Annotated in this window: 13 protein-coding genes and 5 tRNA genes; 11 read left to right on the top strand and 7 right to left on the bottom strand. The window is 45.7% G+C overall.

Features of this window, described 5'->3' with window-relative positions; genetic code table 11:
* Positions 1-69 precede the first annotated feature (69 nt).
* The gene (locus CSH93_RS10950; RefSeq protein ID WP_100643269.1) at positions 70-744 is read right to left on the bottom strand and encodes a nitroreductase family protein; all 675 of its coding nucleotides are present in this window, start codon (positions 742-744) and stop codon (positions 70-72) included.
* A 166-nt stretch (positions 745-910) separates the two neighbouring features.
* Between CSH93_RS10950 and CSH93_RS10955 the strand changes: the two genes are divergently transcribed.
* Entirely contained in the window at positions 911-2,545 is a 1,635-nt protein-coding gene (locus CSH93_RS10955) for a methyl-accepting chemotaxis protein (protein ID WP_100643270.1), read from the top strand.
* A 131-nt stretch (positions 2,546-2,676) separates the two neighbouring features.
* Positions 2,677-3,603, top strand: a complete 927-nt coding sequence (locus CSH93_RS10960) for a histone deacetylase family protein (protein WP_100643271.1) — start codon at positions 2,677-2,679, stop codon at positions 3,601-3,603.
* Here the strand turns inward: CSH93_RS10960 and CSH93_RS10965 are convergent.
* The 4 genes from CSH93_RS10965 to tsaA all read right to left on the bottom strand — a co-directional run bounded on the left by CSH93_RS10965 (position 3,589) and on the right by tsaA (position 7,980).
* Positions 3,589-4,491: a phospholipase A gene (locus tag CSH93_RS10965; protein WP_100643272.1), complete on the bottom strand. Its 903-nt coding sequence runs from the start codon at positions 4,489-4,491 to the stop codon at positions 3,589-3,591. The genes CSH93_RS10960 and CSH93_RS10965 overlap by 15 nt on opposite strands.
* A gap of 16 nt (positions 4,492-4,507) precedes the next feature.
* The gene (locus CSH93_RS10970; RefSeq protein ID WP_100643273.1) at positions 4,508-5,344 is read right to left on the bottom strand and encodes an MBL fold metallo-hydrolase; all 837 of its coding nucleotides are present in this window, start codon (positions 5,342-5,344) and stop codon (positions 4,508-4,510) included.
* Positions 5,345-5,361: 17 nt separating this feature from the next.
* On the bottom strand, positions 5,362-7,074 hold the full coding sequence (locus CSH93_RS10975; protein ID WP_100643274.1) for a proline--tRNA ligase: 1,713 nt from the start codon (positions 7,072-7,074) through the stop codon (positions 5,362-5,364).
* Positions 7,075-7,266: 192 nt separating this feature from the next.
* The gene (gene tsaA / locus CSH93_RS10980; protein WP_100643275.1) at positions 7,267-7,980 is read right to left on the bottom strand and encodes a tRNA (N6-threonylcarbamoyladenosine(37)-N6)-methyltransferase TrmO; all 714 of its coding nucleotides are present in this window, start codon (positions 7,978-7,980) and stop codon (positions 7,267-7,269) included.
* A 312-nt stretch (positions 7,981-8,292) separates the two neighbouring features.
* On the opposite strand from tsaA, the gene CSH93_RS10985 reads away from it, so the two are divergent.
* From CSH93_RS10985 to CSH93_RS11000, 4 genes are read left to right on the top strand one after another with little or no spacing between them, the layout of a single operon-like run.
* Positions 8,293-9,216, top strand: a complete 924-nt coding sequence (locus tag CSH93_RS10985) for an ABC transporter ATP-binding protein (protein ID WP_100643276.1) — start codon at positions 8,293-8,295, stop codon at positions 9,214-9,216.
* Positions 9,213-9,947: an ABC transporter permease subunit gene (locus CSH93_RS10990; protein ID WP_100643277.1), complete on the top strand. Its 735-nt coding sequence runs from the start codon at positions 9,213-9,215 to the stop codon at positions 9,945-9,947. Before CSH93_RS10985 ends, CSH93_RS10990 begins: the two co-directional genes overlap by 4 nt.
* A 2-nt stretch (positions 9,948-9,949) precedes the next feature.
* On the top strand, positions 9,950-11,788 hold the full coding sequence (locus CSH93_RS10995; RefSeq protein WP_100643278.1) for a GldG family protein: 1,839 nt from the start codon (positions 9,950-9,952) through the stop codon (positions 11,786-11,788).
* A 13-nt stretch (positions 11,789-11,801) separates the two neighbouring features.
* Positions 11,802-12,839, top strand: a complete 1,038-nt coding sequence (locus CSH93_RS11000) for a DUF4340 domain-containing protein (protein ID WP_100643279.1) — start codon at positions 11,802-11,804, stop codon at positions 12,837-12,839.
* 25 nt (positions 12,840-12,864) lie between these two features.
* On the opposite strand, the gene CSH93_RS11005 is transcribed toward CSH93_RS11000, so the two are convergent.
* Both CSH93_RS11005 and folD read right to left on the bottom strand, forming a co-directional pair.
* Complete coding sequence (locus CSH93_RS11005) at positions 12,865-13,455, bottom strand: DUF1415 domain-containing protein (protein ID WP_240615575.1); 591 nt, start codon at positions 13,453-13,455, stop codon at positions 12,865-12,867.
* Positions 13,456-13,461: 6 nt separating this feature from the next.
* Positions 13,462-14,316, bottom strand: a complete 855-nt coding sequence (folD, locus tag CSH93_RS11010) for a bifunctional methylenetetrahydrofolate dehydrogenase/methenyltetrahydrofolate cyclohydrolase FolD (RefSeq protein ID WP_100643281.1) — start codon at positions 14,314-14,316, stop codon at positions 13,462-13,464.
* Between the two features lie 477 nt (positions 14,317-14,793).
* On the opposite strand from folD, the gene CSH93_RS11015 reads away from it, so the two are divergent.
* From CSH93_RS11015 to CSH93_RS11035, 5 genes are all read left to right on the top strand, one after another.
* A tRNA-Pro gene (locus CSH93_RS11015) sits at positions 14,794-14,870 on the top strand.
* A 25-nt stretch (positions 14,871-14,895) separates the two neighbouring features.
* Positions 14,896-14,972 (top strand) — tRNA-Arg (locus tag CSH93_RS11020).
* A gap of 84 nt (positions 14,973-15,056) precedes the next feature.
* A tRNA-His gene (locus CSH93_RS11025) sits at positions 15,057-15,132 on the top strand.
* A 5-nt stretch (positions 15,133-15,137) separates the two neighbouring features.
* A tRNA-Leu gene (locus tag CSH93_RS11030) sits at positions 15,138-15,222 on the top strand.
* Between the two features lie 14 nt (positions 15,223-15,236).
* Positions 15,237-15,313, top strand: a tRNA-Pro gene (locus tag CSH93_RS11035).
* Positions 15,314-15,662 lie beyond the last annotated feature (349 nt).

Below are 15,662 nucleotides of genomic sequence, written 5' to 3' on the forward strand. Positions count from 1 at the left end.
GTTTGTATGTGCAAAACGGGCTATGTTTCGTTTTCGTTAATAGACAACATATGTCGCTATCAATATTCATTACAAAAACGTCGAAATCTCTTCCAGTGGCTTTTTCTGTTGTGCATGAATGGGCACGGTAGCGTCTTCCGCTGGATATCCCGTGACTAATAGCATGTAGGGGCGCTCATCATCCGGGCGCTGACAGATCTTAGATAAAAATGTCATCGGTTTTGGCGTGTGGGTTAGCGTCGCTAAACCGCTGTGATGCAAGGCTGTAATGAGCATGCCTGTGGCAATACCCACCGATTCATGCACATAATAATTGGTTTGCTTTTCGCCACTGTTAATACCGCCTTTTTTTTGGCTAAAGATGGCGATTAACCAAGGGGCATGCTCTAAGTAGGGTTTGTCTGCATCGGTACCTAACGGTTTGAGTGCGTTTAACCACTCATCACCCGCTCGACCTTCATAAAATCCTCGCTCATGCGCCTCGGCTTGCTCGCGTACTTGCTTCTTTACGTCGTGGGAATGGATAGCGACAAAATGCCAAGGTTGGTGGTTGGCGCCACTTGGCGCTGTGCCTGCCGCCTTTAGGCAATTTTCTATAATACTGCGCGGTACGTCTCTATCGCTAAATTTACGGATACTGTGGCGTCGTTTTATATCAGCATAAAATTCAGCTGACCGTTGTTGCATTTCGGCTTCAGGGTATTCAATGAAATCATTCAGTGGTGTTGCATCGTGTGATTGCATCAGCGTTTTCTTATTATTCAATTCACCTGCACGCAGTGTGGCATATTAGACGTGTGTTTTAAATCGTCTATGGTTAAACAAACAGCGATCGCGGGGTTTAAGGATGCCTTGTCACGTAGGTGTCACAATTCTGGTGTTGAATACTTGATTTTCAGAGGAGCCTTCCATGCCACAGTATAAGAGTGTAAGCACGTTAGTGATTTTACCTGTCCTTATCAGTCTGATTATCCTGACAACGCTCGCGGGTATCAGTGTTGTAAAGACTAACCTTGTACTGAATAGCTTTGAAACTCTCGAAAATACTGTCGTACAAGCTGAGCGTGATGTGGCAACGGTATTGAGTGATTTTAAAACCCAAGTGCAGGAATGGAAGAATGTGCTATTGCGTGGCCATGATGACGAAAACCGCGAAAAATATTGGACACGCTTCCAAGAAAGAGAAAGCACTATTCAGCAATCACTGAGAAGGATGCTGGGTAATTCGGCTGTATCAGAAAAGGCCAAGCAAACCATTAATGCGTTTTTAGCCGCGCATAATGTGATGGCAGAGAAATACCGCGAAGGATATCAAGCCTATATCAATGCCGGGTTTGATCCTAAAGTCGGCGATCTTGCCGTAAAAGGGATAGATAGAGAGCCCGCGAAGTTGCTGACGGACTTGAAACTGATGATTGGGCAACAAGCGGGTGATTCTTTGGCGTCATTACAATCCAGTACTCGTACTACGCTGGTTTTACTCATTGTGGCGTTAATTGCGATCACGATTTTGACGGTGGTATATGTAATCCGACGTTTGCGTTCACAGGTGATTAAGCCGGTGAAGCTTATTGCACAACAGTTGGAAGGGATTTCGCGTGGAGACTATGCGCTAACATTGGATTACCGAAGTGATAATGAGTTGGGGATCCTGGCCGAGGCAACTCGCACTTTGCATGGAAAGCTGAAGCAGACGATCGAGGTATTAACTAATGCGGAGCTGCATGTTAACCAAGCGAATGAGACACTGATTTCGGTTACACGGGATATTCACAATGGATCATTGAGCCAGCGTGATGAATCTCAACGCTTGAATACAACCACGCATGAATTTCAGCAGCACGTTGACGCATTAGTCTCGATCGTCTCACGTGTGGAAGAGGTTGCGCGCGAGTCAAATACGAGCATGAATAAATGCTACGCTACGTTTGAACAGGCGAACCAAGGGTTCTCTACACTTGCTCAGACGGTAACGGAGTCAGGGCAAATTGTTGAAGCATTGCAGAAGAGAAGCCGCGATATTCTGGGTGTGGTCAATGTGATCAATGAAATTGCCGATCAAACCAATCTACTCGCGCTCAATGCTGCGATTGAAGCGGCCAGAGCGGGTGAGCAAGGTAGAGGCTTTGCAGTAGTCGCAGACGAAGTGCGCGCATTGGCTGCAAAAACTCAGCACTCGACCAAAGAGATTAACGCCATTCTAACCGCCTTTGAGCAAGAAGCTGAAGGTGCTGTTGCCGCAATGCATACAGGCAAGTCGCTATCAGACACCAATGCTGAAGAGGCGGGTAATGCGTTGGCAATATTATCAACCGTTGTATCGGGTGTGGAGCAAACGGAACAGGAAGCCAAGCAGCTTTCGCATATTACTGAGCAGCAACATGTGGCGGTGAATACTATTGCGCAAGTTGCCGAACAAATTGCTACGCTGGCTGAGCAATACCGAGGGGTTGCTGCACGTAAAGATGTTACCGAGCATATGCAACAGGCGACTCAGCAAGTCGATTCAATAGTTGCTATGTTGAACCCCAAAGGCGGCACTTAAAACACTGCGTTCCCCTTTAACGCTGCGGCATATAACGGTATGCTCGGTGACATTCAATATGTCATCGGGTAACCGCTCAGTTCTCCGAGCCAATATTGTCGCTGGTACTTGGTTTTAAAGGTGTTCCTTGCATGGTCCCATTGGTTTTTCATCCTATTTACAGTCAACTGGATTTACCTGAACGTCATCGCTTCCCGATTGATAAATACCAAGGCATTCATGATCGACTGATAAAAGAAGGCGTTGAGCATGGTCGCTTTTATCAGCCTGAACCACTTGAAATGGACGAAATAAAAGGTGTGATGGAGCCCGGTTACATAGACGCACTGGTGTCCGGAACTCTGGATGCTAAAGCGATGCGACGAATAGGTTTTCCGTGGTCTGAGCAGTTGATTAAACGTACCTTAACTGCCGCGGCGGGTACGGTAATGACCGCGAATTTGGCATTGGAGTACGGTAAAGCGTTAAATTTGACCGGGGGCTATCATCATGCTTTTGCTAATTATGGTAGCGGTTTTTGCATGGTGAATGATTTGTATTTGGCCGCGTTGAGCATGCTGACACATAACGATGTAGATCGCGTACTGATTTTTGATTGTGACGTACATCAGGGAGATGGCACAGCTAAGTTAGCTGAGAGTAACGCGAATATTTATACGGTTTCATTGCACGGTGAAAAGAACTTTCCCTATCGTAAACAGCACTCAGATTTAGACTTCGCTTTATCCAAAGGGACGCAAGATACTGAGTATATGACCGTAGTAGAGGAGGCGCTTGATTTAGCTTTACGCGCAGCAACGCCGGATGCTGTGATTTATGATGCAGGCGTGGACATCCATGTTGATGATGATCTTGGTCATTTGTCGATAAGTACTGAAGGCGTTTATCGCCGAGATAGACTCGTTTTTGATTCCTGCCAAGCACGAAATTTACCGGTAGCAGCTGTAATAGGTGGTGGATACCAACGGGATATCGATAAGCTGGTGGACGTTCATATGCAGTTATTTTATGCCGCCGATGTGGTCAGTAAACCCTACTCGCCGTTACAAAAAGCGTAATTGAAGTCCCACACCAAAACGTTGCTGTTGACGATTGTAATCAATCAAAGAATCACCGTAGCCATTGAAGTACTGGAACATCAAATGATATCGGTTATTTAGGGGGTAAGTGAGGTTTAATTCTATACTGCCCCTGTTGTCATCTAATTTGAGATTATTGCGCCATCGCATAAAAAATTCGGTTTCGCCGAAAACCGTGCCGTAGCCAAATTCCATGCGCCCGTAATAGTCATGAATATCTGGATTGTCATCGCCAGTGGGGTCATTGATGTCTATCTTGTCATCCTCTGGCAGGCGCCACCACGATTTTATGTAGTAGACTGAATCATAATCACTGAACAAGGCTGAAGCAGTTAGGCGATTCCAACTGCGTGAACGAATGCCACTTTGACCATTACTTTGATGGTTTAGTCCTGCTTGTACTGCGTTAAAGCGATACCCAAGAAAAGAAATATCCGCTTGCCATTGATAGAAAACCTCAGGCTCGTAGTTAGTTTCCCGAAAAGGTTTAGATGCCTCATCATTGTATACTTGCCAAAATGAGACAGCAGTAAAACCAAAATATAACCCATCAATGCCTTCATTACGCTGATACAGCGGAATCTTTACGCTGATCTGAAACTTGGCTTCTACGTTGTCTATGGTTTCTTCCGTGAGAGCCTGATTGCCGATACCGTTTGGGTTGGAAATATGCGTTGCTGGTAAAAGGTAGTTTCTACGATGTTGACTAAATGAGAATGGGTTCTCTATGGCAACTTTGTCTGCTTTAACGCGCCTGTCTAAAATAGAAGGCGCCATATCATCTGAAGATTCTGTTGTTTGTGGTTCTTGTGCAAACGCATTGTTTGCCAGTAAGCCAATCAGAACTGCTGCAGCCTTGTTGCGCATGTCGTGTCCTTACGGATTAATTGAATTCGATTAACTGACCTTCGTATGAGGCGAATAAATGTAACGGTGAGCCCGCGGCTTGAATGAACTTTCTACAGTGCGCGATAATTGCATCTACGTCATCATCGGTACGCTCAGGATCGTGACTGTAGAGTGCAAGCTGTTTACTGTTACTTGCCATCGCCAGCTTTACCGCTTCTTCGGCTACCGAATGACCCCAGCCAGATTTTGCGGGCATATCGCTCAGCATATATTGGGCGTCATGGATCAGTAGGTCTGCATCCCAGCAAAATTCAACAAACTCTAAGAAGTCGCTATTTTTCTTGTATGGAGGGTAGAGTTCATTGTCGGTCAAATACACCAACTTAGTATTACCCTCGGTTATCGAGTATGCACAGCCGCCGCCCGGATGATTGATCGCCATACGTTGTACCTGTGCAGTGCCGGATTGCCACTCGTTTTCGTCGAATACATTCAGTTCAATTTTGGATTGTAGAACTTCAAATGGCACAGGGAATAGAGAGCCTTGCATCTGTTCAATAACCGCGCGCGCGTTACCATCATTTACTTTTCCAGGGATAATCGTAATTTCTCGACCCGGTTGATAAATGGGGGCGAAGAAAGGAAAGCCTTGAATATGGTCCCAATGATTGTGCGATAACATAATCGTAATAGGACACTGTTCAGCGATCAGCTTCTTACCTAGGACACGGATCCCCGTTCCGGCATCTAATACGATGTGAGAGCCATCTTCCAACGCGACATCAACACACGCAGTATTGCCGCCGTATCGAATGTACTCCTTTCCAGGCGTGGGGATAGAGCCTCTTACACCGTAAAATGTTACCTGCATACTATCCCCATCGTTATTTACACTTGTTGGATGAACTCTGCGACCGCGTCCAACGTCATCAATTGTTTTTCACCACTACGGCGATTCTTGTATTCCACTTGTTGATTGTCAAGGTTGCGTTCACCGACAACGATATGGTGAGGTATACCTATTAGCTCCATATCGGCAAACATAACACCCGGTCGTTCTTTACGATCGTCAAATAATACTTCGATGCCCAAGTCGACTAATTGTTGATAAATCGCCTCAGCCGCTTCCTTCACGCGATGACTCTTGTGCATGTTCATGGGGATCAAAACTACTTTAAATGGCGCAATTGCATCTGGCCATATGATGCCGTACTTGTCATGGTTTTGTTCAATTGCAGCGGCAACAATGCGTGATACACCTATACCATAGCAGCCCATTTGCAGTATTTCATGCTTACCGGTCTCACTGAGTACCCCACAGTTCATAGCTTGAGAGTATTTATCGCCTAATTGGAAAATATGACCCACTTCGATCCCACGACGGATATCTAACTCACCATTACCATCTGGCGAAGGATCGCCTTTCACAACATTGCGAATATCAGCAATGCTCTCATCACCTGACCAATTGGCGCCTTGGAGGTGGAACCCATCTTCATTGGCCCCGCATATAAAATCAGCTATGCGCTCGGCGCTGCGATCGACAATCAAAGGTATGGATATATTTAGCGGTCCAACACTGCCAGTACTGCAGCCCAGAGTTGTTCGCAGTTGTTGCTCACTGGCCATGGTTAATGGCGCCATTACAGCTTCAAGCTTTTCCGCTTTTACTTCATTAAGTGCATGATCACCTCGCAATGCCAATGCAACCAGCGGCGCATTAGCAGCTGTTGGGTCTTCTGCGCTTGCCGCGACCACTATAATAGTCTTTATGGTTTGTGCTGCATCGACATTGAAGTGTTCACACACTTGCTCAATAGTACCAACGTTTGGTGTGGCAACTTTTTCGCTCTGAGCACTTGCTTGTTGTTTGTCACCGACGGCTAACGCTTCCGCGGTTTCAATATTTGCCGCGTAATCAGAGCCAGTGCTAAATACGATGTCGTCCTCGCCTGATTCAGCTAGCACGTGGAATTCATGACTAACACTTCCACCGATTGCGCCGGAGTCTGCTACCACAGGGCGGTATTCTAAGCCACAGCGGCTAAACACATTGCAGTAGGCTTGGTGCATTTTATCGTAAGTCTCTTGCAGGCAAGTGTGGTCTATATGGAAAGAATAGGCGTCTTTCATGGTGAATTCGCGTCCGCGCATGATGCCGAAGCGAGGGCGAACCTCATCGCGGAATTTGGTTTGTACTTGATATAGATTTAGTGGCAATTGCTTGTAGCTACTGATTTCATTACGAACCAAGGCTGTGATCACTTCTTCGTGAGTTGGGCCCAATACAAAATCTCTCGCGTGGCGGTCCTTGATGCGCAATAGTTCTGGACCATACTCATCCCAACGGCCAGACTCCTGCCATAAATCAGCCGGTTGAACGACTGGCATCAGTACTTCAATAGCACCGGCCTTATTCATTTCAGATTTCACGATGTCAGCAACTTTATTTAACACACGCAATCCACTGGGTAGCCAAGTGTAGAGCCCTGAAGCTAGTTTGCGGATCATACCCGCGCGTAGCATAAGCTGATGACTGATTACTTCTGCATCTGCAGGTGTCTCTTTTTGAGTGGATAGCAAATATTGGCTCGTGCGCATGCCGTTCTGTGTCTCGTGGTTAAGTGTAAATGCGGTATTCTATCAGCCGCTATTTAGATGGCAAAAGCTAATTGGCTTTGGGGTGAAAAAAGTTGCAAATATTGGTGTTTATTACTTCCAACTGATTGGGTTTTAAAGCCTTTTGGGTTTGACGTGGTTATGATGGTCAGATTATTACAGATGCTAATGGTTTTAACTCTTTTCCAGTGAACTCACGATCGCTTTATCACCGTCAACGTGCCACTTTACATCGAGATCATACACGCGGCATGCGTAGTGCTTGGGGTCTTCTTTCTGTTGCTTATATGCGGGGCGTGGATCCTGACGCAACATTTGCGTAATTACGCTTTTTAATTGTGGCAGGGTGCTTTGATAAGTTAAGAGCTGCGTTTTAGCCATTTCACTAAAAACAACGGATAACCTAGCTGATGGGGCTAGGTTCGCATAGCCGCATTGAGCGTCGTCGATTGAATCACTGTAGTGAATGTAAGGCTTGATATCGAATATCGGTGTTTGCGTAAGTAAGTCGACCCCGCTCACTGTTAAGGTTAACTGCCCCTGATCAAATGAGTGATCGAGGTAACGCACCAAAGACATACCAAGGTGGTTTGGTCGAAATGAACTTCTTGTGGCAAACACGCCCATTTTTGCATTGCCACCTAATCTCGGTGGGCGCACAAGGGCACTATGTGGTTGTGCAACGTGTTGATCAAAAGCGAAAATTAACCACAGGTGGGAGAATTGCTCAATTCCTCGAATATAGTCGGGATGACTGTACTCTGGTTCAAAGTGAATTATCCCTTCCACACCGTCTGCTATAACCCCTTGCCTTGGAATACCAAACTTTTCACTGAAAGGCGTTTCGATTTTGCCTATCGGATGTATTTGAAGGTTATTGGTGGTCATGAGTGGGCGAGTATAGCGAAAAGTTGGCTTATTATCGCTGCTTTGAAACACTCTGCAACACATACACTGGAAGTGGTCATACATTATTCACATTTAAACGGTACAGTGAAGCTGTCATAACAAATTTGCTATGGCATGTATGTTTCACGGATCCCAACTTTATGACCTGCTTCCTTGCAGGTCTTTTTTTATCTGTTGCGGTATTGAATTTAGTGCAGTCGCCCCAATGTCTCGCGTGCATGTGTTGTGAAGCGACACATACCCTATTCAGCAATTAATGCATATTTTGGATGAGACGAGAATAAGACAACTATGATCTCAGTAAGCCAACTCAGTAAATACTTTGACGACTTTAAGGCCGTCGATAATCTATCTTTTTCCATTGAGCCAGGCGATATCGTCGGCTTTTTGGGGCCCAATGGGGCAGGTAAATCAACCACCATGAAAATGCTAACCGGCTTTCTTGCCCCCAGCCATGGTGAAATAACGGTTGATGGTGTATCCGTTAGTGAAGACAGCAAGGAAGTGCAAAAACGAATTGGTTACTTGCCAGAAGGTGCTCCGGCCTACGGCGATATGACGGTTATTCAGTTTTTGCACTTTATCGCGAATATTCGCAAGTTAAAGGGTAAGCATAAAGAAGAGCGACTCAGCACCGTTATTCATCAACTTGAGTTGCAATCGGTGCTAGACAAGCCAATCGATAACCTGTCCAAAGGCTATAAGCGACGTGTGGGGTTAGCCCAAGCGATTATCCACGATCCGCAGATTTTGATACTCGATGAGCCCACCGATGGTTTGGACCCGAATCAGAAACATCAGGTAAGAGAGCTTATTCAGCACTTGTCAAAAGACAAGTTGGTAATCGTATCAACCCATATTTTGGAAGAAGTAACCGCCGTGTGTAATCGGGTGATGGTGATCGCAAATGGCCAGTTGCGTTTTGACGATACGCCAGAGGCATTGCTTAAACTCTCCAAGTATCACAAAGCGATTACCTTGCATTTGAGCTACCAGGCTGACATCTCCGGCTTACTCGAACTGGATGGAGTGGCCGATATGCAAATAGACAAAGTGACAGGGCGGGTCACTTTATTCCCTGAGCCTGATGCGCATATTTTGCACCTGGTAACAGATTACATTCAGGTCAGAAAACTCCCCGTTGATACGCTCTTCATTGAACAAGGGCGTTTAGATGAAGTGTTTCGACAAATCACTGAGGAGAAAGCAGCATGAGCACTGTAGGCATTATTTTTCGTCGCGAGTTTGCGAGTTTTTTTGCTACACCGGTTGCTTACGTATTTATCACGATTTTCTTAATGTTAAGTGGTGTGTTTACGTTTTTTATTGGCCAACTGTACGAACGTGGTCAAGCCGATCTATTGCCATTTTTTAATTTTCATCCATGGCTCTATTTGTTCTTGGTGCCAGCTATTGCAATGCGCAGCTGGGCCGAGGAGAGAAGGTCAGGCACCATTGAATTATTGATGACTCTGCCGGTGACTGTTTCTCAAGCTGTTTTGGGTAAGTTTCTCGCCGCGTGGGCAGTGTTAGGTTTATCGTTAGTGCTGACATTTCCACTGTGGTTGACGGTGAATTATCTGGGCGATCCAGACAATGGCATTATACTAGCCGCTTATATCGGCAGTTGGTTTATGGCAGGTGGTTTTCTAGCTATTAGCATGTGCATGTCTGCGATGACTAAGAATCAGGTGATTGCATTTATTCTTGCCGTAGTGGTGTGTTTTCTATTTGTGTTAAGTGGTAGTAGCGTCGTGCTCGATGCCTTTCAAGGGTGGGCACCTGCTTGGGTGTTGGACACTATCGCCTCGTTTAGTTTTTTGACCCATTTCGAGGCTATGGCAAAAGGTGTGTTGGCGCTTAATGATGCGGGTTACTTCATTATTGTCGTGACCATTTTCCTGCTCGCCAACTTCATTATCATTGAACAGAAAAAGGCAGATTAAGCATGAATCGAATATTTTCTTTTACGCTTGGCTTATTGCTACTGGCAGGCCTGTTTTTTTCACTGGTAATAGTGAACAATCAATTGCTGGATAACGTTCGTGTCGACCTAACTGAAAATCAGGTCTATTCGTTGTCACAGGGCAGTAAAGAAGTCATTGCGGATATTGAAGAGCCGATAAACTTATATTTCTTCTACTCAGATACGGCGACCAAGGGCATGACCAGTTTGCGCAACTATGCCAATCGCGTAGAAAGCTTGTTACGTGAATATGAGACTTTCGCTGATGGTAAGATCAAGTTGCACGTGATTGACCCTGTGCCATTCTCAGAGTCAGAAGATCAAGCGGCTCAATACGGTCTTACGGGCGCAGCCATTGGACAAATCGGAGAGTCAGTATATTTTGGTCTGGCGGGTACCAATGCCGTTGATGATCAACAAATTATCGGTTTCTTTGACCCTCAGAAAGAGACCTTTTTAGAGTACGACATCAGCAAATTGATTTATCAATTAAGTGACAATGCGGGCGTTAAGGTCACAATCATTTCTGATCTTGCGCTGACTGGGGGGCAAAACCCTATGTCAGGGCAATTTGATCCACCCATGGTCATATACAGTCAATTGGAACAACTTTACGACGTTACTTTGCTGAATTCCGATGCCAATGAAGTACCGGAAGATACTGACGTTCTTATGCTCGCTCACCCCAAAAATTTGCCAGAACCATTGTTGCAATCAATAGACCAATACGCGATGAACGGTGGGCGCTTGTTGGTATTTGCCGACCCTCATTATGAGTCAGATGCTATGGCAATGATGGGCGGAATGGGCGCTAATGCCACTGTTTTTCCGTTGCTGGCAAGTTGGGGAGTTGAGTTTGATAATGCCAATGTGGTGCTCGACGCAAACTTAGGGTTGGAAGTGCGCACACCTGAAGGCGGTGTGGCTCGCCATCTTGGTATTCTAGGATTTGATACTGCTGCTGTTGACAGTGATGATGTTGTGACAGCGAATCTTGAAAGCATCAATGCCGCGTCTGTTGGTTCTCTTTCGCTAGCTGAAAGCTCGACATTGAGCATGCTGCCGTTGATAACAAGCAGCGACAACAGCCAATTGTTGAATACCAGTGTTTATGCGACAACGCAGGACCCTCAAGTCTTATCTCGAACATTTGCTGCGGATGAACAGCAATACACAATCGCAGCTCGGTTTTCTGGAAAAGCTAAATCAGCTTTCACAGAGCAAAAGGCTGGTGATACACAATGGTTAAAGCAGAGTGATAGATTAAACCTTATTGTGGTGGCGGATGCGGATTTATTGTCCGATCGTTTTTGGGTTCAACAGAGTAACTTTTTCGGTCAGGTGATCTTTACGCCATTTGCAAACAATGGAGACTTGTTTACCAATGCGGTTGAGAACCTAAGTGGCAGCGACTCACTTATCAGTGTTCGAAGTCGAGGCACTTTCGCGCGTCCATTTACTAAAGTTGAAGCGCTTGAAGTAGCTGCAGAGGCTAAATTCAGAGAGCAAGAAGAACGTTTGCAGCAGCAATTGACGGAAACCGAGAATCAATTGGCACAGTTACAGAGTGCCCAGCAAGACACCGGTGCGTTAGTGGTATCGCCTGAGCAACAAGCTGCAATTGATGAGTTTGTGGAAAAACGCATTGAGATCAGAAAAGAGCTACGTGACGTACGCTTCCAATTGGATCGGGATATCGACACATTGGGCAACTGGTTGAAGTTTATTAATATAGCAGTAGCACCTTTGCTGCTCGCGATTTTATTGTTTTTCTTTGCACGCATATTGCGCACTAAAGCGACGCGCCAGCAATTATCTTAAGGGATGAACTAGAATGAAAACATCGACATTGATTGGGTTAGCGATCGCTCTAATGTTGGCGGTCTCTGGCAGTGTCTGGTTGCTCAAGCAAGATGCTGCACAACCTGAGCTATTGCAAACCGCTTTGTTGGGTGATTTTGAAGATGCATTACCCAATGTCACCCGTATTGACATTCAAAGCGGAGACCAGTTGTTATTGCGAGCTCAGCGTGAAGGGGATGAGTGGCAGGCTTTTCATCTAAGTGAGTATGCTCGCTTACCCGTAGACTTTGACAGTTTGTCGGGGCTTATTGATTCGTTAAAGAATGCGCAGATCATTGAGGCCAAAACAAGCAATCCAGAGAATTATGCGCGTTTAGGAGTAGAACCTGTAAACTCAGAGGACGCTCAGTCTCATTTGTTGCAGCTTAAAACTGATACGCAAACCTTTACGCTTTTGGTTGGGAAGCAAGCAACCAGTGGCTTGGGGAGTTTCGTGCGCTTACCTGATAACGCACAAAGCTGGCAAATTAATCAATCATTAGTATTACCTGAATCGGCATCAGCATGGCTGCAAAATCCGATTCCGTTGCTTTCGCTTGATTCTGTGTCCCATGCGCGACTGATTGGTCAGGATAGTTGGGAAGTTGAGCGTGTAACAGCGTCAGCTGACACCGGTCCTGCGGCGACGCCTTGGAAACTGGTTGGGCAAAGCAGTGAAGAAAAGCTGCTTTTCCCTAACATATTGCAAAGTACCTTAAACGCTATGTTAACCGCGCGTTTTGAAGACGTTGTCGAGCGAAATAGTGTGGCTGATGATCTTACACTGCAGAGCACTATCGTGTTTGATACTGATAAGGAAAGCCTTTCCATTGACTTGTACAAGCATGAAGAGCGTTACTTTGCGAGTTATCAGTTGGCCTCTTCACCTTGGCTAAAAGATTGGTTGTTCGAGCTCAGTAGTTTTACGTTTGGTCAGTTAAATAAGCAACGTTTTGAGTTGTTGACTGAACCTGTTGCCGAGGCGTCAGTTGAGGCAATGCCTGACGCCGGAGACCCTAACAATCAGTAAGTGTTGAAGATGTCGGCGGATAACTTTAATTGTTCGCTTGTAATGATGCTTTGAGCAATGCAGTAAAGTGTTCAACACCTAACGCTTCTGCTCGGGCAATATTGATATCAGGTATAGATTCAGGATCTTTATACGTTTTTAGCGCACGCTCTATGCTGGCTTCTCGAATGAGATGGAGTATTGGAAACGGAGAGCGGTTGGTGTAGTTGGAGGCTGATTCCTGATGTTCGCCGGCAAAACAATAATCCGGATGGAAGGTGGCGAGTTGTAATTCGCCATCGAGTCCCGCTTCGGACATCAATGCTTGAGCATGTTCAGCGACACCGAGAAAATCATTAAAATCACCGATACAATGATTGCCAGCAGAAAGTTCTTCTGATGGCGGTGCGTAGATAATCAATGTAGTTTCTATCTCACTGTTGTCCAGTAAGCGTTGACATTCCTTCAATACTGCGACGACTTGTTCGTCGAATGAGTCGTTAGTACACAGCTGAAAATGTATGCGTTTGCGCTCATATTCTCGTTTCGCAAACGGACAAAAATTCTCACCGATAACGACTTTTTCCAGCCAGTATTGGGTCGCTGCGATAGCGACCTCGTGATGTGGTGAAGTCACAATAGTTTAGGAATGGAACTTGATGTAGGCTTCAAGGGTGTTCTCTATCAAGCTTGCGACAGTCATTGGCCCTACGCCACCGGGTACGGGGGTAATCCAACCAGCGACTTCTGCGGCCTTGTCATATTCTACATCGCCCACCAAACGACCATCTCCTAAGCGGTTGATACCAACATCAATCACTATTGCGCCAGGCTTAATCCATTCGCCCGGAATAAAGTTAGCTTTACCTACCGCAACTACCAATAGGTCGGCTCTACTCACGTGTGCATGCAGGTCCTTAGTGAACTTGTGGCAGGTCGTTACAGTGCATCCGGCTAACAATAATTCTAATGACATGGGACGACCGACAATATTGGATGCGCCTACGATAACCGCGTCAAGACCTTTGATGGGGCGCTTGGTAGCTGCGATCATGGTCATTATGCCTTTCGGTGTACAAGGGCGTAACGCTGGAATACGTTGTGCTAGTCGACCTATATTGTATGGATGAAAACCATCAACGTCTTTGTGTGGATGAATGCGTTCTAAAATGGCTTCAGCATCTAACCCAGCAGGCAAGGGTAATTGCACTAGAATACCGTCAATAGTGTCGTCTGCGTTGAGTTCATCGACTAAAGCCAGTAAATCGTCCTGCTTGGTAGTCGCCGGTAGGTCGTAAGACTTGGACACAAAGCCCACTTCTTCACACGCTTTTGTCTTGTTATTGACGTAGACTTGTGACGCAGGATCTGAACCGACTAAAACGACCGCTAATCCGGGTAATCGTTTCTTCGTTTCCTTTAACGATGCAACATAATTAGCGACATCATCGCGTACTTGTTTGGCGATGACTTTACCGTCAATTCGATGGGCTGACATTTACTTACTCTTTGGATTTGAAGCTTAGCGTTATGATCCCACGGATCGATGGCTAGATTCAATCGTTACGTACTGATTTATTTTGCCGATTACTAATAATACTGCCTCCTTGGGCGCTACTGGTGGCACCAAATCCCGCTTAGTGGATGACGGTTGGAACAAAATCATCATTGCAGGAATATTATCTAAAGCTTCAGAACGAAGGAGTCACGCACTTTAAACGCCTATACTTTGCTGGGAGCATTTTCCTTTAGACATTGTCAGGGTATGCGTTTCTTTTAATTATTGGCAAGGTGCTGATGTACAGATGTTTAGCGCTCATCGAAGAGTTTTTGAGTAATTTAATGCCTTAAAAGAGCGCAATTTGAATGCAATTTAAACAACTAAAAAATTAATGCTAAAAGTGTTTGACGAGATAGGGGCAAGTCGGTAATATGCGCCCCCCGTAGAGGTGCTGAATAGCATGTCTACTAGGTTCGGTGAGTGGCGCAGCTTGGTAGCGCACTTGGTTTGGGTCCAAGGGGTCGTAGGTTCGAATCCTATCTCACCGACCACTTTAATCTTGCACAGATTCGCTACGCGTCCGTAGCTCAGCTGGATAGAGCAACGGCCTTCTAAGCCGTGGGTCGCAGGTTCGAATCCTGCCGGACGCGCCATTTGGCGGTCGGTAAATGAGAACCAAAGGGATAGTGTACTCAGCAAGATTAACTAGACTATAATGGTCTGAACAAATCATTATGGTGGGCGTAGCTCAGTTGGTAGAGCCCCGGATTGTGATTCCGGTTGTCGTGGGTTCAAATCCCATCGTCCACCCCATTTTTGCGGAAGTGGTGGAATTGGTAGACACGCTGGATTTAGGTTCCAGTGCTTCACGGCGTGAGAGTTCAAGTCTCTCCTTCCGCACCATCTTATTTTATTGTCGGTGAGTGGCGCAGCTTGGTAGCGCACTTGGTTTGGGTCCAAGGGGTCGTAGGTTCGAATCCTATCTCACCGACCATTTTATTACTCTTAATTAATTCCAGACATCGAAATTGAAGCGCCATATGACTCGTCATAGTCAGATTGCTCAACTTTTAAGCGTCTGGTGATTGCAATCATGAGCCTTTCGTCTACTAGATGCCTACTTATTAGTTTTGGTTCTTCTCCAAAACGGTCTTTGTTGAAACCCTATTCGTGAACTTCGTTTCTTCAATGAACCCATAGTGTTTATCGTTATCAATAGCGGTGAAAAGCTTTTTTTTATCGCAATTCATAGCGGGTAAACGACGTGTCTTTGTATACACTTTTCACCCATAAAGCGCCTAATTTTTACCCATTCACTCCAGGTAAATGAAATCGCGTGATCA

It is taken from the genome of Neoalteromonas facilis (genome assembly GCF_002807665.1).
GTDB lineage: Bacteria > Pseudomonadota > Gammaproteobacteria > Enterobacterales > Alteromonadaceae > Alteromonas_E > Alteromonas_E facilis.